The sequence below is a fragment of the Verruconatronum alginivorum genome (genome assembly GCF_056590205.1).
In genome coordinates this window covers 4,096,993-4,117,325 of the sequence record NZ_JBWPVQ010000001.1, presented here as the reverse complement: position 1 = coordinate 4,117,325, position 20,333 = coordinate 4,096,993, and the positions used below count along the sequence as shown (strand labels likewise).

At 59.7% G+C, this 20,333-nt stretch carries 14 protein-coding genes; 7 read left to right on the top strand and 7 right to left on the bottom strand.

All coding sequences use genetic code 11. The features are described from left to right. Nucleotides 1–25: 25 nt before the first annotated feature. Both ACWUI2_RS14805 and ACWUI2_RS14800 read left to right on the top strand, forming a co-directional pair. On the top strand, nt 26–1,345 hold the full coding sequence (locus ACWUI2_RS14805; protein WP_486983627.1) for a glycoside hydrolase family 2 TIM barrel-domain containing protein: 1,320 nt from the start codon (nt 26–28) through the stop codon (nt 1,343–1,345). Beyond that, on the top strand, nt 1,332–2,438 hold the full coding sequence (locus tag ACWUI2_RS14800) for a Gfo/Idh/MocA family protein (RefSeq protein ID WP_486983626.1): 1,107 nt from the start codon (nt 1,332–1,334) through the stop codon (nt 2,436–2,438). Before ACWUI2_RS14805 ends, ACWUI2_RS14800 begins: the two co-directional genes overlap by 14 nt. A 312-nt stretch (nt 2,439–2,750) precedes the next feature. On the opposite strand, the gene ACWUI2_RS14795 is transcribed toward ACWUI2_RS14800, so the two are convergent. Then, entirely contained in the window at nt 2,751–7,289 is a 4,539-nt protein-coding gene (locus ACWUI2_RS14795) for a CBM96 family carbohydrate-binding protein (protein ID WP_486983625.1), read from the bottom strand. A 328-nt stretch (nt 7,290–7,617) separates the two neighbouring features. On the opposite strand from ACWUI2_RS14795, the gene ACWUI2_RS14790 reads away from it, so the two are divergent. Further along, a complete protein-coding gene (locus ACWUI2_RS14790) occupies nt 7,618–8,376 on the top strand; it encodes a PEP-CTERM sorting domain-containing protein (protein WP_486983624.1) in 759 nt (252 codons plus the stop codon). A 34-nt stretch (nt 8,377–8,410) separates the two neighbouring features. Here the strand turns inward: ACWUI2_RS14790 and ACWUI2_RS14785 are convergent, their stop codons facing one another. Then, nucleotides 8,411–10,312 carry a TonB-dependent receptor plug domain-containing protein gene (locus tag ACWUI2_RS14785; protein WP_486983623.1) on the bottom strand — a complete coding sequence of 634 codons (1,902 nt, stop codon included), beginning with the start codon at nt 10,310–10,312 and terminating at the stop codon, nt 8,411–8,413. A gap of 361 nt (nt 10,313–10,673) precedes the next feature. Between ACWUI2_RS14785 and ACWUI2_RS14780 the strand changes: the two genes are divergently transcribed. The 3 genes from ACWUI2_RS14780 to ACWUI2_RS14770 all read left to right on the top strand — a co-directional run bounded on the left by ACWUI2_RS14780 (nt 10,674) and on the right by ACWUI2_RS14770 (nt 14,605). Continuing rightward, entirely contained in the window at nt 10,674–11,840 is a 1,167-nt protein-coding gene (locus tag ACWUI2_RS14780; RefSeq protein ID WP_486983622.1) for a PQQ-dependent sugar dehydrogenase, read from the top strand. Nucleotides 11,841–11,996: 156 nt separating this feature from the next. Then, nucleotides 11,997–12,596, top strand: coding sequence for a LemA family protein (locus ACWUI2_RS14775; protein WP_486983621.1), 600 nt, complete (start codon nt 11,997–11,999; stop codon nt 12,594–12,596). A 74-nt stretch (nt 12,597–12,670) separates the two neighbouring features. Continuing rightward, nucleotides 12,671–14,605 (top strand): M48 family metallopeptidase, encoded by a 1,935-nt coding sequence (locus tag ACWUI2_RS14770; protein ID WP_486983620.1) that lies wholly within the window; start codon nt 12,671–12,673, stop codon nt 14,603–14,605. Nucleotides 14,606–14,982: 377 nt separating this feature from the next. Here the strand turns inward: ACWUI2_RS14770 and tatC are convergent, their stop codons facing one another. The 5 genes from tatC to ACWUI2_RS14745 all read right to left on the bottom strand — a co-directional run bounded on the left by tatC (nt 14,983) and on the right by ACWUI2_RS14745 (nt 18,865). Continuing rightward, nucleotides 14,983–15,825 carry a twin-arginine translocase subunit TatC gene (tatC, locus tag ACWUI2_RS14765; RefSeq protein ID WP_486983619.1) on the bottom strand — a complete coding sequence of 281 codons (843 nt, stop codon included), beginning with the start codon at nt 15,823–15,825 and terminating at the stop codon, nt 14,983–14,985. A gap of 193 nt (nt 15,826–16,018) precedes the next feature. Next, nucleotides 16,019–17,203, bottom strand: coding sequence for a hypothetical protein (locus ACWUI2_RS14760; protein WP_486983618.1), 1,185 nt, complete (start codon nt 17,201–17,203; stop codon nt 16,019–16,021). Beyond that, nucleotides 17,200–17,862, bottom strand: coding sequence for a hypothetical protein (locus tag ACWUI2_RS14755; protein ID WP_486983617.1), 663 nt, complete (start codon nt 17,860–17,862; stop codon nt 17,200–17,202). The genes ACWUI2_RS14760 and ACWUI2_RS14755 overlap by 4 nt, the downstream gene beginning before the upstream one ends. Nucleotides 17,863–17,906: 44 nt before the next feature. Beyond that, nucleotides 17,907–18,233 (bottom strand): FmdB family zinc ribbon protein, encoded by a 327-nt coding sequence (locus ACWUI2_RS14750; RefSeq protein ID WP_486983616.1) that lies wholly within the window; start codon nt 18,231–18,233, stop codon nt 17,907–17,909. Between the two features lie 14 nt (nt 18,234–18,247). After that, a complete protein-coding gene (locus tag ACWUI2_RS14745) occupies nt 18,248–18,865 on the bottom strand; it encodes a DUF4013 domain-containing protein (protein ID WP_486983615.1) in 618 nt (205 codons plus the stop codon). Nucleotides 18,866–18,906: 41 nt separating this feature from the next. On the opposite strand from ACWUI2_RS14745, the gene ACWUI2_RS14740 reads away from it, so the two are divergent. Beyond that, nucleotides 18,907–19,785, top strand: a complete 879-nt coding sequence (locus ACWUI2_RS14740; protein ID WP_486983614.1) for a polyprenyl synthetase family protein — start codon at nt 18,907–18,909, stop codon at nt 19,783–19,785. The last annotated feature ends 548 nt before the right edge of the window (nt 19,786–20,333 follow it).

The following is a 20,333-nucleotide window of genomic DNA, read 5'->3' as shown; positions in this document are numbered from 1 at the left end:
TTTCCAAATACTGAAACATTCCTTTATGACATCCTCCAAGCTACTCAACCTCACCGCACTGACCGGCCTCGCCGCCGCTCTTCTTTCCGGATGTTCCCGGGTGGAAGCCGAACCACCGCCGGGAATCATTCCCGTCACCATCGAACAGGATGGCGACCGCTTTTATCTGACCCGCGGCGGAGAACCGTTTTACATCAAGGGTTGCTCCGGATTCGAATACTTGGACGAAGCAGTCGCCGCCGGAGCAAACACCATCCGGACTTGGGGAATCAATCACCTCGAGGGCGGACGCCTCCTCGACGAAGCCCACGAACGGGGCTTGGCTGTAGTGGTCGGCCTATGGATGCAACACGAGCGCCAGGGCTTCGATTACCACAACACCGCCCGTGTAAAGGAGCAATACGACCGCCTCACCCAGTCCGTTCTTGAATACAAACACCACCCCGCCATTCTCGCCTGGGGGGTAGGAAACGAAGTCGAAGGAGGTGGAGCCGATCCGATCCTCTGGGACGCCGTCGACGATATCGCGCGATTCATCAAAGAGGTCGATCCTTACCGTCCCACCATGGCCGTTCTGGCCGGCACCGCCATCGACCGCATCCAAGCGGTCCGCGACCGCGCCCCCCACATCGACATTCTCGGAGTCAACGTCTACGGCGGCTACACTGTCACCAAACAGAGGATACGGGAAGCCGGATGGGTCGGCCCCTACGCGGTGACTGAATTCGGCATCGACGGCACCTGGGCCGGTTCGAGTTTCAAAACCGAATGGGGTGCCCCCGTGGAACCGCCCAGCGGAGTGAAGGCGGATATCTACGACCGCCGTTATCAACGGTTGATCGAAGACACCGACCGCTGCGTCGGCACATTCGTTTTCAAATGGGGCTTCGTGCCCAAGGGCACCTCGACGTGGTACAGCTTGTTCTATGAAAACGGCGAACCCAATTCCGTCGTCGACGTGATGACCTACAATTGGACCGGTTCCTGGCCCAAAGACCGGGCACCCGACGTCCGTTCCCTTTCCATCGAAGGGAAACAACCCGAAGACAATTTCCGGGTGAGCCGCAGCCAAATTCTCGAAGCCGAAGTCGAATACCTTCACGACGAGGCCGACCAATTGGAATTACGTTGGGAGGTCCTTCCCGAGGTGCGGGTGATCGAACATCAACAAGGCAGCCAACCGATCAATGTCGCCAGTCGCGAGGAGGAAATCGAAAAACTCGACCGCAATCGGGTCCGCTTCGCCGCGCCAGACGAGAGCGGGGCCTTCCGGTTGTATTTCTACGCCTACAGCCCGACCGGCAGAATCGGAACCGCCAATTTCCCCTTCTATGTCGAGGAATAAGATCGTCACGAAAACCCGGATCGGCGTCGTCGGCTGCGGAAAAATCTGCGGCATTTACTTCCAATCGCCCCAAAAATTTCCCGTGTTTGAGATCGCCGCTTGCTGCGATCTCAACCGGGAGGCGGCGGAACGTCATGCCCGCGAATACAATATCCCCCGGGTGCTCGATCTCAACGAATTGCTCGCCGATCCGGATATCGATCTCGTTCTCAACCTCACCCATCCCGCCGCCCACGCCACCGTCGCCATCGCCGCCCTCGAAGCCGGAAAATCCGTCTACAATGAAAAGCCGCTCGCGATTACCCGGGAGGAAGGCCGCGAGATCCTCGCCGTCGCCAAAGCCCGCCGACTCCGAGTCGGCTGCGCCCCCGACACCTTTCTCGGCGCCGGGATCCAAACCGCCCGCAAATGGATCGATGACGGCGCGATCGGAGAACCAATCGGCGCGACCGCCTTCATGATGACCCACGGTCCCGAAGGTTGGCACCCGAATCCCGATTTTTTCTACCAACCGGGAGCGGGCCCTCTTTTCGACATGGGTCCCTATTACCTCACCGCCCTGATCAACCTGATCGGTCCCATGGCCCGGGTCTGCTCGTCGGCCCGCGCCAGTTTCACCGAACGGGAGATTGGAAGTGAGCCAAGACGCGGAGAAACGATCCCGGTCAACACTCCCACCCATGTCGCCGGCGTTATCGATTTTGAAAACGGGGCCATCGGCAACCTGATCACCAGCTTCGACGTCTGGGGGCACCGCCTTCCACAAATCGAAATCTACGGATCCCTCGGGAGTCTCTCGATTCCCAATCCCAACACTTTTGGCGGACAGATTTTCCTGCGAAAGGGCGGACAGACCGAATGGGAGGAGCTCGCTCACACTCACGCCTACGCGGAAAACTCCCGCGGAATCGGCTTGGCCGACATGGTGGTTGCAATGCAGGAAAATCGCCCGCACCGGGCCAACGGAGAAATGGCCTACCACGTGCTCGACACCATGCACGCCTTCCTCGAATCCTCCGCCGAATCCCGCCACGTCCACATCGATTCCACCTGCACCCGCCCGGCCCCTCTTCCGCCTGGATTCACCTGGTAGAGCAACCACCGGCGAAGCACTTTGAGTGAAACTTGGCTGCCTGAGGCGAAGCCTCTTTGGTCAACGCCAACCATTCCGAAAGCGGTGCGGGGACGCACCGCACTCCAAAGCGCTTCGCGCGAAAACCTAAGAAAAATCGAATAGAAGCTTCCTCGCCACTGGGAGGGATGGCATCCTGCCGTCCGCCGTCGGCGTCGGGCTCAGAAGAAGGTCGGCTGGAAGCCAACCCTCCGATTTCGTAACCCCGCAAACCGTAAGAACAGCCCGCGCTATGCCCGGGCCAATTCGAAGGAACGCGATCTCCTATTTCAACTACCGCTCGCGGACCCGCACGCGGAAGAAACGGGATCGTTCGGAGGGTTCCGGTCCGAATGTCACGGTGACGTTGCGACCGACCTCTCCCGGATCGACCGCAAGTTCCGCCCACGTTACCAGGTCCAAAGAGGTTTCTACCGTATAAACAATATCACTACGGGCCCGATTAAATGTGACAGAAAAGGCTTCTCCGTCACGGCCCACTTGCGGAAGGCCCCGCACCGTAGGAACCACCGGGTTCAACCCGAAGGCGTATTTCATCAAATTAGTCACACCGTCGCCTGATGGATCGGCGGAATCGTCCCCTTCCGGTGCGCCAACTGGAAAATATTGACGCCTCCACGTTTCCAAATCGTCAGCACCGGAAACCACCCGGAGTTGCGGGCGGTCCGCCAGAGCACCTTCCCGGGAACCATACGCCGCAAAACCCGATCCGCCCCGGGCCTCGATTCGGACACTCAACGGCCGTTGATCCGCGACAGCCGCATTGTAAGCATCAGTCACATCCAGATCGACCGGTTGCCCCGCGACCGGGCTCCACGTCGCGAGTCCACCGCCGGACGCCGCCGGACGATTCATCCAGGTGATTCCGGTCTCCGCCCAGGAAGCATCCGGGACCTCCGTAACCGTGTGCCGGGGATCTCCGGCGGTTTCAGTCGGATACAAAGTCAAGATCGCCCGGTCGACCGGGCCAACCGCACCCGTCGTGGCGAAGCGGAGGTAAGCGATTCGATTCATCCCCGTTCCACCGGTGCCGACCAACAATTCCGGTGCCTCGCCGAAATTTTGGTCTGCGGCGGATCCGTCCGCGACGTAGGCGTCCGCCACCGGTCCCCCCGGAGTCACCCCAGCCCGCAGTTCATACATCGGATAACCGAGGCTGCGGGCTTCGTCGACCATCGCCGAATACGGCACGTTGGTCACCTGGACAAAACCGTAATTGCTGTTGTTATTGACCCCGGTCAGCCGTCCGCTCGGCGGGAAATCAAAATACTGGAACCAGTGGGCTCCGACATGGCGGGGATGAACGATCGCACTGTGAAGCTGGTCGCCGAACGTGCCGGGGCGGGCGGCCTCCGACCGCTGCGGACCCTGGGTGTTGCCGAAGAGACCCGTGTCGGTCGTCCAGGTCGCATACTCCGTTACCATCATCGGGACGTCCCCTTCCATCCCCTCGAACACCCCGACCGTGGTCGCGTAACGATTCATCGAATACACGTCGCAATAAAGGATCGCCGCCCGGCTCATTTCCGGCCGCAGAATCACTCCACTGGTGAACCGGGTGCCCAGGTAAAGATGTTGCGGGGCCACCTCCCGGATAGCGTCGCGGTTGGTCCTGAAATACTGTTCGGCGTAAGCCCGGCTGAACGCAACCAAATCGGCGGTTGCCCTCCCCACGTTGAAGGAAAGGTCGGTCCGATCGAGCATCGCGTTCCAGGAAGCGTAATTGGACAACCACTGGGCATTCAGAGCATCAATGTTCGGATACCGTTGCTGCATCAATTCGACGAAGGCCTGTTTGGCGTAATTCGCCAATTGCAGCCGAGGTGATTGCAGGGTGACCAGTCCGACGTCGATGTCGGCGACATTCGACTTCGCCCAGTCGGGCTCGTTGTTGATGAAGTACCCGATATTCCAGGGATCGCCGAGGGATCCGTCGGCTTCCTGCAACAAACGATTTCTCACATTGGTGGCATAAACGTCGCGAAAGTAATCGGGAAAGAGATTGCCCGAACTACCGATCCCGGGAGGATTCGCCGGAAACAAGACCGGCGTATACGGAAGGCGGTCGGGATGGATGTTGTAGAGAAAATCCGACCATCCGGCTACTGTATTGAATCCCCAACTACGCAGCCGGTCGAGCGCCAACTGACCCGTGATCTCCCGCAAGGCACCGACACTCGTCGCTTCCGGAAACTGCAGGAGCGCGTTGGTCGCGAAGAAATTCTGCGCGAGAGGACGGGTGCCATGGTAAAATCCGGAAGTCACGGTCGCCGTTTCCTCGCCGAACAATCCGAGGGCATGAGCCATTTCGCCGGAGGCCGGGAAATCCGCGAAAAAGCGTTCCCGTCCGGTGATTCCGGTCTTTTGAGACGAGAGCGCGCCGGTCTCGGTCCTGACCACGCTGCCGACGGTGGTGATGCCATTTGAAAAGAAGAGATAACCGTCCGGGTCGACCAGCCACCAATCACCATTGTATTTGGCCGTGCGGAAAAATCCCGTTCCGAAAAGGCGCGGTCCCTGACTCCATCCGCCGAATCGACTTCGTCCCGGCGGTTGATACGCCGCCAACTCTTGCGCTTCCGCTTGGGTTCGGGCCACCAAATCGGCGACCGAATAAACCTTATCCTCCCAATCCTGGTGGCGATACTGCCCGAAACGATCGATAAACGGGAAGAATCCTTCCGGATACAATCCGTCGGCTCGAAGCGAGGGAGGAAACCCAGCCATCCCCCATTCCGACTGCGGAGGCGCGGGCACCGGCGCCGGATAATCGACGACCGATTGCGGATCGAGAAGGACCGCCCAGTCGGCGGCGATCCGAAACTCGTCGAGCTCAAGCTCGCCAGCGGAATCCGTTCCCGCCGGGCGTTCAAACGTCAGCCCCATCCGGTCAAAGGAGAGGTCGTAATAAAGCGTGGCGTCGGGAGTCGGCTGAGCCCCATCGATCTCCGGATCGAGCCAAACGTCGATCCGATCGTCTCCGGGCCCAAAACCGATTTTCACCACGACCAACCGGGTGGCCGCACTCCGCGCTCCCATATCGACCGGAGTCCCGGACGGGCCTGCCACGGCCACCATCCGGTCACCCGAATAGGCGATGCGAAACTGCTCGTTCTCGGAGGAAGCCACTCCATTGTAGAGCGAAAAGGCTCCTTCCGTCGGAGTCGTCCCGGTCGAAGTCACCCGCATCAGAAATGAAAGATAAAGAGAATGGCCGTTTCGGGAATTGGAGATCACCCGATCCGCATTGACGAAGTTGCCCAATGGCCCGTTGTTGCCAGTGAGGAAACGGCGGCTGAGGGCGGTGTTGGCGTTGACCGAGAACCGACGATTTCCCGCGGTGACATGCGCGCCGCCCGGCGACGTGGTGTAACCGGGATACAATAAACTGGTCCCGGCCAATTGCACCGCGCTGGCTGTCGTCCCGATCCATGGGCCATCGAATCCGGCGATGATGGGATTCGCCCCCCGAACGATGGAGCTCGCGTAATCGACATTGCGAAATCCGTCGGTGCCGAGCAGTCGGTCGTCGGGGGTTTCAGGAGGCTCCTGGATTTCCAAAAACGGTTCGCGATCGGATTCCAGATAACTATGGAAGATGTATCGATTCGGAACTTCGTCCGAATTTGGCACGGCCGTGGCCGGATCGACTTGCAGACGAAACGCGACGACGTTTCCGGTGGCCGCCTGGTCCCGTACGAAATTGGTCACGTCAAAGGTGAGATATCCGGTCGGTGTTTGGGGAGTCGCCGCGCCCGTGCGAAGAAGGACGACGCCCGGGTTATGGTAATCCGCCGGCACCGGCGATTCGGCTGTCCGATCGAGATACCCCAGGAGGTCGACCTGCAAATCGACAGTTCCTCCCGCCGCCGATTGCACGTTGGTCACACTTGAGGAAGTGCCGAGGGAGACTTTCAAACTGACCTCGCTGCCGGCGGCGATCTTTTGACGGTCAGCCGAGTTGAGTTTGAACGGAATAAACATCCGTCCCTGGTCGGCATCCGTGTTCACCTCACCGACCCAATTCAATCGGTGCGGCGCGGCGATGGTATTCCCTTGTCCATCCCCGTTGTTATCGACCAACACCCGCCCTTCCATGGCGATCGGGGGTCCGGATTGAATCTCCAGGTGCGGTTTCCGAGTCGCGTCGGCATGGGTGTGGAAACTGTAACGATTCGCCAGGGTGTCCGAATTCGGCAACACCGAGGGGGGATCGATCTGCAACCGGAAGATAACCACGTTTCCGGCGGCACTCTCCTCCTGAACGAAATCGGTGACATCGAAACTGCGGTATCCTCCGGGCGACATTTGCGGAGTGATCGCCCCCGCGTGCAACAAGTCCCCGTCCGTCGCCTGGTAATCCGCCGCGAACGGCACGGCGCTGGTTCGGCCCCGGAAACCGAAGATATCAACCCGAAGATCGACCGGACCGCCGCCCGGCACCGCCACATTCGCCACATTTCCGGCCGCGCCATAGGAAATCCGGAGATTGACCCGTCGGCCGGCGGCGATCGCCTGGCGGTCGGCTTCGGTCAACACAAACGGCATGAAATAGCGCCCTTGGTTTACGTCCGTGTCCACCTCCCCGACCCGCGCGACCCCCGCGGCCGAGCCAACGGTATTGCCAAGGCCGTCGCCGTTGGAATCGATTAAAATGCGGCCCGCGTTATGTTCAAAAATGGTCGTCGCCGCCCACCCCGTCGCGGTGGCGCCTCCACAACACACAAGAATCGCGAGAGCGGAAGCTACAGTGGAAAGGAACCGGGATCGCAGATACGTCCCGAAAAGAAAGGTCTGCTGATGAAAGATCATAAAAAGAGCCTCGAAGGGCGATGGGAAAGGGTTTTTCGATCCCCGCCAGTTTACTAGAGGGCGGCCTCTGAAACCAATGTCACTATCTGCCCAAATTCCTTTCAGAACCTGCTCAACCGCTCATTGATTCGGCAGGAATCCAACATTCCGGAGGATTTCAAATTCGACATTAAAGGAGGCCCGTCGGCCCTACGGGCAGGAAATGACAACGGACTTGATAGTAACTGTCATGGAGAAGTGCCGGGAAATCGGATACGATTGGCGCCAGATATCCGTCCCATAGACGGATTGTTTTCTCTCCAACACAACCCACCACTTGGCTGCAGTTATGAACAAAACAAATCTGCCTTCCATCCCTTCAATCGCCCTCTTCACCACCGCCGCCATTCTCGGCTCAGCCTTGGGCGCCGACGCCTCGATCGTGATTTTCGGCCACACCAACGACCGTGTGCTTCGAGACACATCGAATCCCGGCGACAATGTGGGCAATGCCGCCGGCAATCTTCCTCCAACAACCGCCGCCGTGGGCGAGACCGGGACGGACAACGACCAGAGCCGATATTTCCTGCCTTTCGGCGTGTTAACCGCCGAGCAAATCACCGCCATCGCGAACGCCCCGAATGTTCCTGGAGCAATCACCTTGAATATTTCCTTGGGAGAAAAAACGAATGTTAGCGGCTTCAATGTCGACATTTACGGCTTCACCAATCGGACCCAAATCGGTGGTTTTATCTCCGATTACCAGAACCTCAGTGTCACCCTTCTTCATGCGAATGCGGTGACAGCATCCACGCCGAACGGCTTTCTCTCATTTGACATCACCGGATTCGCCAAGAACGAAATCGCCAACGAAAACACGATCCTCGCCTTCCGTTTCCAAGCGAATCCCGGGAATATTTTTCCGATCATGGATACGATTCCCAACCGCTATCTCTTCCACACCGCCGACCACGCCACCAACAAACCGTTCATCGAAGTCATTCCCGAGCCATCGACTTATGCGTTGTTCGGCGGCTTCACGGTCTTGGCCGCGGCGTTGATCCGCCGTCGCGCGAAAAAAACTCCGTCCATTCGGTCGATTTGCTGAACCGGGCCCGGGGACCTGCCCAGGATTCCCCCGCTCAAAACCGCCAAGTCGCTTTCGCGTAGAAATTGCGGGGGACCTCGGCCGGAGTCACGAAATAGTCGAACTGGCGCTCCGGGTGCTGGGACTGGAACAAATTCCTCCCGACCAGGGAGAGTTCCAACTGCTCGTGCGGCCGGATGTAAGCGAGCCGGAAGTCCGCCGTGACGTAGGATGGCGCGTAATGAACCGTATCCACGTAACGGATATGGGTGTCGAGGGAGACGCTCGGCGTGAACTGCAGGGTGGGCCGGAAACTGACTTGATGGACCGGCGAAGATCGTTCCGACGTATCGGTCGGCGGGCTTTCGATGTTCGCGAGCAAAAGCGAATAAGCGACAGCCAGCCGAACCGCCTCGCCCGGGATCATCGCGAGAACGACTTCGCCTCCATAGGTTTCCCCGCGTCCGACGTTTTGAAACGGCAACTCCGCGGCCGGCGGCGGCCCTGGGTTGACTTGCGCGGCCGCCGGATCAATCAGGATCAACCGCCGGTAGTCATTGTAAAAGGTGGCGATGTCGATACTGGTCCGCCGGTTCGGCTGGATGCGGTAACCGATCTCATACGCCCATAGGATCTCGGAGTCCAGGTCCGGGTCACCAACGAATCTCGTTGCCGGCGGACCGGGATCCACTTCCATCGCCATCAAACGCGATCCTTCCATCATGCTCGGGATGCGCACCGCCCTCGAAACCGCCGCCCATACCGTCTGCCGCTCGTCCACTTTCCGAAGCGCCCGGAAATTCGGCTGGAACTCGAATCCGGTGTAATCGTTGTGTTCGACCTTCAGTCCAGTCGTAAGGACCACTTCGTCGGGGATCCATTCGTGATCATTCTGCACAAACACATTGAATAGATTGAATCGTTCCCGCTCGCGCCGGGGTTCAATTTGCCCGCCTTCCCGCAACCGCGCCGTGGCGAAACGGTAACCGCCGCCCCAGATAATCGTGTTGAGATCCCCCGCCTCGAACCGGTGTTGGGCCGAGACATCAAAGGTCGTCAAATAGCCATCCCCGACCGGACCAGCGTCCCGGTCAAACCGGTCGATATAACTCTGGATTTCCAGTTCCGATCCATCGGGCAGCTCCTGGGTCCACCGGCCCAGTAGATTGATATCGTGCGCCGACAGTTCCTGACCGTCGCTCTCGATCACGGTGGCCAAACTCTGAACCGTCAAATGGCGGTTGCCTTCCAAATATCGGTCGGTCCGGAAACCGCCATGCCAGGTTTCCCAAGCGTCGCCCGCCGGAGCGCCGTCAGGCAGCGGAAAATCGTCCGTCGACTGATAACCGCTGAAAACCCGATAATAAACATCCCCTTGCTGTCCGCCATACCGGACCCCCGCCATCGCCCGATGAATGTCGCCCCCGCCGCCGAAGACCGCCACTCCCTGAGTCTCCCGGGCGCTGCGACTGACCACGTTGATCACTCCGTTCACCGCGTTGCTACCCCAGAGAGTCGCCCCCGGTCCCCGGATGACCTCGATCCGATCGAGGTCTTCGAGCATCGGTTGCTGCAAATCCCAAAACACCCCGGAAAACAACGGATTGTAGACCGCCCGACCATCGATCAGCACCAGGAGTTTGTTGGCGTAGAGTTGATTGAATCCGCGGGCCGTGACCGCCCAATTGTTGGCGTTCAGGGCGGCGACGTTCATTCCAGGCACCCCCCGGAGAGCGTCCGGAATCGTGGTCGCCCCACTCCGCCGGATCTCATCCTCGGTCAGCACGTAAATGGCGGCGGCGGCTTCGTTGAGCGGTTGCTCCCGCTTGGAGACCGAGACCACCCGGAGATCAATCAATTCATCCAGGGACAAATCGGCGTATTGGAGAATCGAACCATTCGACGGATTCACCAAAACGCCCGCCCATAGAGTCAACGGCACCACGAAACAAACCATTCGAAACCGGAGGCGGTTCTGTCGGGCAACTTGAGAAAGAGCGATGGATTTCACCCGGGAAGATCTCTTCTCCTGGATTGGTGACCGTCAAGCGAATAAGAGTTTCCCGCCACGTGATTGAACGTGGTGGAAAAAACGACAACCGTCTGTCATTGCGAGGAAGGAGGAACGACTGACGCGGCAATCCACGTTCTGGAAAAGGGGCACGGATCGCTGTTTCGTGGATTGCTTCGTCGGCAAAGCCTCCTCGCAATGACACGACGGTGATCCCACCACGTCTGATTACACCCAGTTTCCCGGCCCAGCTCGCTCCGGTCTTGTCATCTCCCCCCGCCCGCGCTATCCTTGACCACTTATGCAAATGGAAAAACGACACTCTCGCCCGGCGTTCCTCGGTTTTTTCGGTCGCCGGATCGCTTTGGCAGCGGGCCTCGGAACCGGCCTTTTTTCGGCCTGCGCCGCGCAGGAAACACTCGACGAACGGATCGAGTCCGAAAAAGCGACGTTTCGCCTGGTCCAAGTCGTGAATGGCCTCGAAAATCCCTGGGCCGTCGCCTTCCTGCCCGACGACCGGCTCTTGATCACCGAACGCCCGGGTCGCCTCCAACTCTTCGCCGACGGCGAACTGACTGAGATCGAAGGACTGCCCGAGATCACCGCCACGGGGCAAGGCGGGCTGCTCGACGTGATTCTCCACCCCGATTACGAGGAGAACGGCTGGATCTACCTCACTTATTCCGCCACCTACAACGGCGAGGTCGGAACCACCCTTTCCCGGGCGCGCCTCGAGGAAAACCGCCTGACCGATTTCGAAGAGTTGTTTCAAATGAGCTCGCCCGGAAACCGGGGCCAACACTTTGGTTCCCGGCTGGTCTTCGACAACGACGGTTATCTGTTCATGACCATCGGCGACCGCGGGGAACGGTACGAAGCCCAGAACCTCGGTTCCCACCACGGGACCACCCTCCGGCTCAATGACGATGGCACCGCTCCCGACGACAATCCGTTCGCCGACCGCGACGACGCCCTTCCGGAGATCTACAGTTACGGACACCGCAACGCCCAGGGACTCGTCTACGACTCGGAAAACAACCGGTTGTGGCTCAATGAACACGGCCCCCGTGGCGGAGACGAACTTAACCTCGTCAAGGGAGGGGAAAATTACGGCTGGCCCCTCTCCACCTACGGCGAGGAATACCGCGGCGGCGAAATCGGAGTCACCCCCGACGAATTCGAAGGCGGGCCCCATCCGGTTCATCACTGGACTCCGTCGATCGCCGTATCCGGGATGACCCTCTACGACGGCGACGCCTTCCCGGAATGGCGCGGCAACTTGATCGTCGGCGCCCTCCGCCAGCAACACATTCGGCGCGTCGAGCTCGATGGTGAATCCTTCGTCCGCGAAGAAGAACTACTCAAAAACAAAATCGGCCGCATCCGCGACGTCCGCACCGGTCCGGACGGTTTCGTCTATCTCGTCACCGACGAATCCAACGGGGGCGTCTACCGCCTCGAACCGGTCGAGTGACCCCCCGCCCCCTCCGTGGTCGGGTTGGTTCCTCCGCCCGACCACGGCTTTCCACCGCGTTCATTCGCTGCATTCTTTTCCTCAAAAAAACTCGCTTCTCCGGCTGCAAGTCTCTTAAGAAGATGTAGTTTTAACCGATAACCCTGCTTTGATATTATGAATACTTCGACGATTGTTCTGCTCGTGCTGGTGGCGGTCATGGTGATTCTCGCCCTCACCCTCATCAACATTTACAACCGGCTGGTCACCCTCCGCAACCGCTTCAAGAACGCCTTCGCCCAAATCGACGTGCAACTGAAACGGCGCTACGATCTCATCCCGAATCTGGTCGAAACCGCCAAAGGTTACATGAAACATGAGCGGGAAACCCTTGAGGCGGTCATCCAGGCCCGCAACGCCGCGAGCGAAGCCAGCAAAAAAGCCGCGGCCCACCCGGAGGACCCGAACGCGATGAAAAACCTCCTCGGCGCCGAAGCCGGCCTCACCGGCACCCTCGGCCGCCTCTTCGCCTTGTCCGAAGCTTACCCCGATCTCAAGGCCAACCAGAACATGATGCAACTCACCGAGGAGTTGACCTCCACCGAAAACAAAATCTCCTTCGCCCGCCAGGCCTACAACGATTCGGTCATGACCTACAATACCACCCGCGAAACGTTCCCCAACAACATGGTCAGCGGAATGTTCAACTTCCAGGAAGCCCAATTGTTCGAAATCGACCGCGCCCAGGAAGGCCAAGCCCCCAAAATCTCCTTCTGACCCACCCGCGCGAACAATCCGACCACTGACACCCGGCTCCCGAGGCCTCCGGCAGCCGGGCCCAAGCCGTCCCGATGGACTTCTTCGAATCCCAGGATCAAGCCCGGAAGCGGACCGGCCGCCTGATCTTCCTTTACCTGTTCGCGGTCGCCTTGATCGTCGTTTCCGTCTATCTGGTCGTCCTCTTCGCCTGCGAATGGAGCGGCGTCCGGTTCGAGCGACCCCACTTCTTCTGGCACCCCGAGACCTTCTTCGGCGTCAGCGCCGGAGTGATCGGCGTCATCCTCCTCGGCTCGCTCTACCGGATCGTCCAGCTCCGCTCGGGCGGCAGCCGCGTCGCGGAAATGATGGGGGGCCGCCGCGTCAATCCGGGCACCCGGGATCCCGACGAACAGCGGCTGATCAACGTAGTCCAGGAAATGGCAATCGCCTCGGGGACTCCCGTGCCGGAGATTTTCGTCATGGACAACGAGTCCGGCATCAACGCCTTCGCCGCCGGCTATTCCCCCAGCGACGCCGCCGTCGCCGTCACCCGCGGCACCTTGCAAAAGCTTTCCCGCGATGAATTACAAGGGGTGATCGCCCACGAATTCAGCCATATCCTCAATGGCGACATGCGCCTCAACATCCGGCTCATCGGCATCCTCAACGGCATTCTCCTCTTGCACCTCATCGGCTATATCGTCGTCCGCTCCTTCCGCTTCTCCGCCCTCAGCAGCGGACGTTCGAGGGGTGGCAGCGGCAAGGGCGGTGGGGGAGGTCTGATCCTGGTCATCATCCTGGTCGGCCTCGCCTTAATGATTATCGGCTACATCGGCGTCCTCTGCTCCCGAATGATCCAGGCCGCCGTCTCCCGGCAACGCGAATACCTCGCCGACGCCGCCGCGGTCCAGTTCACTCGTAATCCAGGGGGCATCTCCGGAGCCCTCAAAAAGATCGGCGGCGTCCGCCACGGGTCGCGAATCCAGGCCAGCCATGCCATGGAAACCAGCCACATGTTTTTCGCCAACGGCATCACCTCCTCCTTTTCCAACATGTTCGCCACCCATCCGCCCCTGACCAAGCGGATCCAGGCGATCGACCCTTCCTTCGACGGCAAAAGTTGGATCGCTCCCGAAACACCACCCTCCAAACGCCAGAGCTCGAAAAAACAGCAACCCCCGCCCGCGAAGCGCAGCCCATTCGACGCCGTCACCGGCCCGCTGCCGATGAAGCCCGAGGTCCTCCTGGCCACCATCGGCACCCTCGGCGCCGAGAACATCTCCCGCGCCGAACAAATTCTGCGAGAAATACCCGCCGAATTGAAACAGGCCGCCACCGACCCCGTTTCTGCCGAGGCGATCATTTACGCCTTGTTGCTTTCCCCCGAATCCGGACTGCGCGAAAAACAACTCGCGATCGTGACCGCCGGATCCTCCGGAGAAGCCGTCACCACCGAGATCGGACGACTCCAGCCCCTCATCTCCACCCTTCCCCCGCGCACCCGTCTGCCGCTGGTCGACCTCGCCATCCCCGCCCTCCGCCAACTTTCCGCCCGCCAATTCCAATCTTTCCGCGAAACGATCGCCCAACTGATCGCCAGCGACGACCATCTCTCCCTGTTCGAATTTTCCCTGGAAAAGGTCTTGATGCGCCACCTGGAGAATCATTTCAGCGAACAGCGCCGAACCGCCGTCCAATATTACGCCCCAGGCGGCCTCCTCCCCGAATTCTCCATTCTCCTATCCGCGTTGGCCCACGCCGGGGACAAAGAAACCAAACGGGCTTTCGCCGCCGGCCAATCCCGCCTTCCTCAGATTTCCCTCACGTTCCTCGACGAAAAGGACTGCTCTCTCCAAGAAATCGATCAAGCCCTGACCAAACTCGACCTGGCCGCCTTCCCGGTGAAAAAGCGTCTCCTCGACGCCGCCCTGGCCGTGGTCATCTCCGACGGAAAAATCGCCCCCGAGGAGGCCGAATTGATCCGCGCCATCGCCGACAGCCTCGATTGTCCGATGCCCCCGATTTAAATAGGAGCGGTGCGCTTCAGCCGCCGTCCCGGCAGGGCTATTTCATCTAGCCGGAACTCAAGGGCACATTCTTCCTTTGCGCCCTTTGCGGTTAGAGCGATTCTCGAAAATTCCCTAAGAAATCCCGTCGATGAATCTCGGTTTCCAATATGCTTCTCCCGGGGGGGCTCCCGCTCCGTGAAGACCGCATAAATGCGGGACTCCAACCTGACAAGCCGTTCAAGGTTGGAGTCCCGGCTTCGCGGTCTTCGCGCTAGCCCTCCCAGCACAATTTCAGAAAACTTTTGAGAATCGCTCTAAACCTCTGCTTTCCTATCGGATCAATCAGTCGCCGCGCCAAGCAATCTGCGGTTCAAATCCCAGATCCCGCCGTCAGATCAGAACCCGTCGTCGCCGGCTTCGCCCAGTTCCCGTTCAATTTCCGCGATACGTCGCGCTTCGAGTCTCCTCGCCAGGACCAGAGAAACCTCAAACAACAGCCACATCGGCAACGCCACCATCGCCTGGGTCACCGGATCCCAGGTCGGCGTCAAAAGCGCTCCCATGAAGAAAAATCCGACGATCATATATGGCCGCGAAACCGCCAGCTTTTGAGCGCTCACCACCCGCATGTGCACAAGGATGTAGATGATCAGCGGAAATTGAAAACAGAACCCGAGAGCCAAAATCGTCCAAACCAGCAGCCCGTAATACCGGTCGGCCGTCCAGAGGATTTCGAAACCAAGCATGGCGTTCAACCCAATGGAAAACTTCAACGCGTGCGGCACGATGAAACCGTAACTAAACGCAGCCCCGCCGAGAAACAACAGGAACGCCGCGATGCACGCCGGGGTCAACATTTTGACTTCCTCCTTCTTCAAAGCCGGGGCGATGAACCGGGCCAGAAAAAGAATCATAAACGGCAACGACAAGCCCAACCCGCCCAAAAAGCAGATTTGAATCAACACCGAAAAAACGCCCATCGGCGAATTGGTGATCAGGCCCCCGATTTCCAAACCATGCTGGGCTTTCGCCCAATTCAACGGCCAATTCAGTAATCCCGACGCCGTCCTGATCGAGGCACCGACCAGACCGACCGCCACCAGAAAAACCGCCAGGCACTTGAAGAGCGTCCAGCGTAATTCCTCCAGATGGTCAAGAAATCCCATCTGCCCACGCTCTTCCTCCCCGGACGATTCCTCGTCCAGCTCCGGCTCGTTCTCTGTCGGTAAGCTGTTCATCGCGACTCTTCCCTTAGCTTGGAAACAAAAAGAGAGAATGCATCCCGCCAAAATCGCAACTTCCGAATTCGAAAGACCGCTTCAGCCGAAACGAAGCCGAAAGCGAACGGCAGGTTGCCATCCCTTGCTGAGGCGGGTCAGCTCAAAAACTGGCTCTCCTCCTCGTCCAGAAATCTCCCCGCCTCCCCGCAGCTTACCGGGCCAATTCCTTTTCCAAGTCGTCCAGCATCGAGGCGGTGTCTTCCAATAACTCGTCGCCGGTCCTCAGATCGTGGCGAACCGCCAGGACCGCCCGCCGGTATTCCTCTTCGTCGGCGTCGAGTACCGATTGAAACAGCCGCTCCAATGACAAAAGCACATTGTGGTAATAGGGATGCGTCGCGGCCGTCTCGACCCGCAAGACCCGGATCCGGAACTGCAGTTCGTCCTGAAGCCGCGCGCTCGCCCGGTATTGCCACAAATCGTCCGGAAATAGCCGGATGGTGCCGTCGCGGGTGGTAAAAACAAATCCCGACAACTCCACCACCCGGGCCCTCGATTCCCGGGCCGGAGGCATCGGCGATCCGGGCGCCCGCAGCAGTTCGTTCACCCCAACCAGCCACCACGCCTGGGCGTCGGCCGTAGACCGGAGTTGATCGCCGAACGTCGCGGCCAACGACACCATCGGCTCCTCCCCCCGCAGGATTCGAATCAGAAAATTCCGGACCCGTCCTTGGCCCCGCCCTTCCCGCTCCAGGAAAAGCAACAGCCAATACGCCTGCGCGGCCAACTCTTCGTCGATCCCTTCTCCTCGCTGGGCGTTTAAAATCGTCTCCAAGCGCATCGGCCCTTTTTCCACCACCCGTCGGGCGAGCGAATGTCCGTGAGCCGGAATCGCCTGGGCCCGCGCCAAATGCTGACCCGCCAACTCCAGCCAAAGTGGGACCGTGATGGTCCCGGCCGAATACGCTCCGGATAGGTAGGTCAGATACCCTTGCACCACCCCCCGCTCCATCCATGCACGGGTGGTTCGATCACTCCAGGCAACCGAGACATTCACTTCCCCGCTCGGCTGAATCCGCGTCTGAAACGCTGCGGGGGACTCATCCTCGCCCACCGGAAACAGATCGATCCGGACCGGATGGATGATTCCAGCTCCGGAAGGACGGGGCAATATCCGGGAAAATCGAGTGGCGAAAAGCTCGCCGGTCATCGCCACGAACTGGGCGCTCAACATGTCGTCCGCCGTCACCTCGAAGAAGGCGTTGCGAGCGGTCACTCCCGGCGGTTCAGGCAACAAAATTTCCTCATCGGCGACCTCGGCGAAAACCGGAACCACCGTCGCCGCCCATAGCAGGAGGGCCCGAGGGAAAATCGCCTGCCGCCGCCCCTGCGTCACGGAATCACGAGCCTCAAGCTCTCGTCTTCGAGCTCGACCCGTTCCAATCCCGCCCAGCCGGTCCTAAGCTCGTCCGACACGGCGTAACTCGCCACCACGTCGCGGAAAAGACGGTTGCCGAGGAATCCCGGAACCGGGCACGACCCGACATAAACCCGACCGTGGTCGAACGCATAAGTCCCGCCCGACTGGACGAAATTGCCACTGGTCAATCCGTCGAAGGTTCGGCTGGCCCCAAAAACACTCCACCGCAAAGGTGCCCGGATCGTCATTTCACCATCGGCGATCCGAAACCGCGGCGTTCCGGGAACGAGGGTCAGAAAACCGCCGTCGCCGTTGTCGTCCCGTTCAAACTCCTTCGCCGCCGCCCAGCGGTTCAATTCTTCCTCAACCAAGGTCATCCGCCCGGAACGTCCGACCTGCACCGCCGTCTCCTTCGGTTGCCAGGTGTCGTGCGACGCCCCACCCGCTTTTTCTTCCACATAGTAGAGGCGGCCGAGTTCCCGGTCTTCCGGTTCCGGCATTTCACTCACGCGTTCCGGGGCCTGCAATGCCAGAAAGGCCACTGCCCCGATCACTCCCACGATGAGGCTGAGGACCGCGGCGACGGCGATTTCGACCGGTTTCGGTCCTTTGTCTTTATCTGAGGGCTTGGGCATAAATCAATGTCGGTTGGATCGATGGGTTTCGCTGGAGGAAAGGCTCAACCAGCCGTGGCCGAGGTGGTTGCCGCACTCCCCGAATTTCCGCCGGAGGAGGTCGCCGCCGGTTTGGCCGCCGAATCTCCTCCCCCCGCCGCGGCAGGTTTTTCGGCGCTTCCGCCACCTTCCGCCTTGGGCGCGGCTTGGTTCTTATAATCGGTTTGATAAAAACCGGAGCCTTTGAAGATCAACCCCGCCCCAGTCCCGACCAGGCGGCGCAGTCCCTCTTTGGAACAGGCCGGACAAGTGACCAGCCGCTCGGCGAGGATCGATTGAAAGACCTCCATTTGATGACCGCAAAGATCACAGGCGTATTCGTAAGTTGGCATAGGTTGCTGAAAGACTACAAAACTGAAAAAGGAATGTCCGGTTGGTCCGCCCCCCCGGCATCGATGTGACAGAATATAGAGCTGTAAAAATAAAAAACAACAAGCCCCCCGATGAAGAAGGCAAGCGGAAAAAGCGGGGCTCCCACGAAGAGGAAACCGACGAACGCCAGCGTCGGCAGGATCAATCCGAATCCCGCATCGTGCAGCAACCGGAACAACTCCGTGAAGCGGAAGGCTTCCACCAGGTCACCGGTCCGGGCGAACCGATACCATCCCGCCCCCACCAATGGCGGCGCCACGATCATCGCCGGCATGTAGGGAAGATACGCCAACACCCCCGTCCACGGCCGGAATGGCAGGCTCAATATCCACGCGATCAGGAATATGCCGCCCGCCAATCCAAGAAAAATGACGAAATACATCACGCCGGAGATAAATAACTCCCGCCAATCCCGCCATTGCGGCAGATCGAACCGCTCCCCCCGGGCCGCTCCAGCCGCCAATCGCCCGAAATAACCGAAGGCAAAAAAGTGCAAAATCGGCACCGCCATCAGGACCGCCCCGAGAAGGCACTTTCCCAGCCACGCCGAATCGCAAAATAATCGACGGCAAACTTGCTCGAATTCAGGCATAAGCAATACTCTGACGATTTGCGCAAAATAGATCAAGAGCGATGGAGTTCAAAGCAAAATTCGAAAACTACACCCAGCGGGTAGAAGAGGCGATCGACCGCCTCCTCCCTCCCGGCGACACCCGTCCGGAGAGAATCCACCAGGCGATGCGCTACAGCATGCAAGCCGGCGGCAAGAGGCTCCGCCCTGTCCTCTGCCTCGCCGCCGCCGAGATTCTCGACACCCGAACCGACCCCCTCCCGGCCGCCGTCGCCCTCGAATGCGTCCACACCTACTCCTTGATCCATGACGACCTGCCTTGCATGGACGACGGTCTCCTCCGGCGGGGCCAGCCGACCTGCCACCGCCAGTTCGATGAATGGACCGCCGTCCTGGCCGGAGACGCCCTCCTCACGTTCGCATTCGAGTTGATCGGACGGCATTACGCCTCCCAACCCGCCTTGGCCACCGAGTTGGTCCGGGAATTGGCCGAAACCGCCGGCAGTCGTCGCCTGATCGGCGGCCAGGTCGAGGACATCCTGGGCGAAAAATCCGATTACACCGCCGAACAACTCGACTTCATCCACCTGAACAAGACCGCCGCCCTCCTTTCGGCCTCGCTCACCATGGGAGCCCGTATCGCCGGCGGCGATCCCGCCGTCATCGACTTGTTCGGCGAAATCGGTCGCAAATGCGGCGTCGCCTTCCAGATCATCGACGACATCCTCGACGCCACCGGCGACTCCGCATCCCTCGGGAAAACCGCCGGCGGGGACGCCAAAACCGAAAAAACGACCTACATCAAGGTCCACGGGCTCGAAGAATCCCGCCGAATCGCCCGTGCCCTCACCCGCGACGCCGCCGCCCTCTGCGAAACGCTCCCCGGCGACGCCGCCTTTCTCACCACTTTGGTCCGGAAACTCGAACACCGGCTTTCATAACGAGCGTGTCACGGGGATTCCGGTCCTTCGGGTAGCATGCCGGCTTTCGCCGGATGGGTGCCGCGCAAGGGAGGGAAGCGGAGCGGATTTTAGATTTTGGATTTTAGGTTTGGGAAACGTAGCATGCCGGCTTTCGCCGGATGGGTGCCGCGCAAGGGAGGAAAGCGGAGCGGATTTTAGATTTTGGAATTTAGATTTGGGAAACGTAGCATGCCGGCTTTCGCCGGATGAGTGCCGCGCAAGGGACGAAAGCGGATCGGATTTTAGATTTTGGAATTTAGATTCGGGAAACGTAGCATGTCGGCTTTCGCCGGATGAGCGCCGCGCAAGGGACGAAAGCGGGGCGGATTCTAGATTTTGGAATTTAGATTCGGGAAACGTAACATGCCGGCTTTCGCCGGATGAGCGCCGCGCAAGGGAGGGAAGCGGAGCGGATTTTAGATTTTGGATTTTAGGTTTGGGAAACGTAGCATGTCGGCTTTCGCCGGATGGGTGCCGCGCAAAGGAGGAAAGCGGAGCGGATTTTAGATTTTGGAATTTAGATTTGG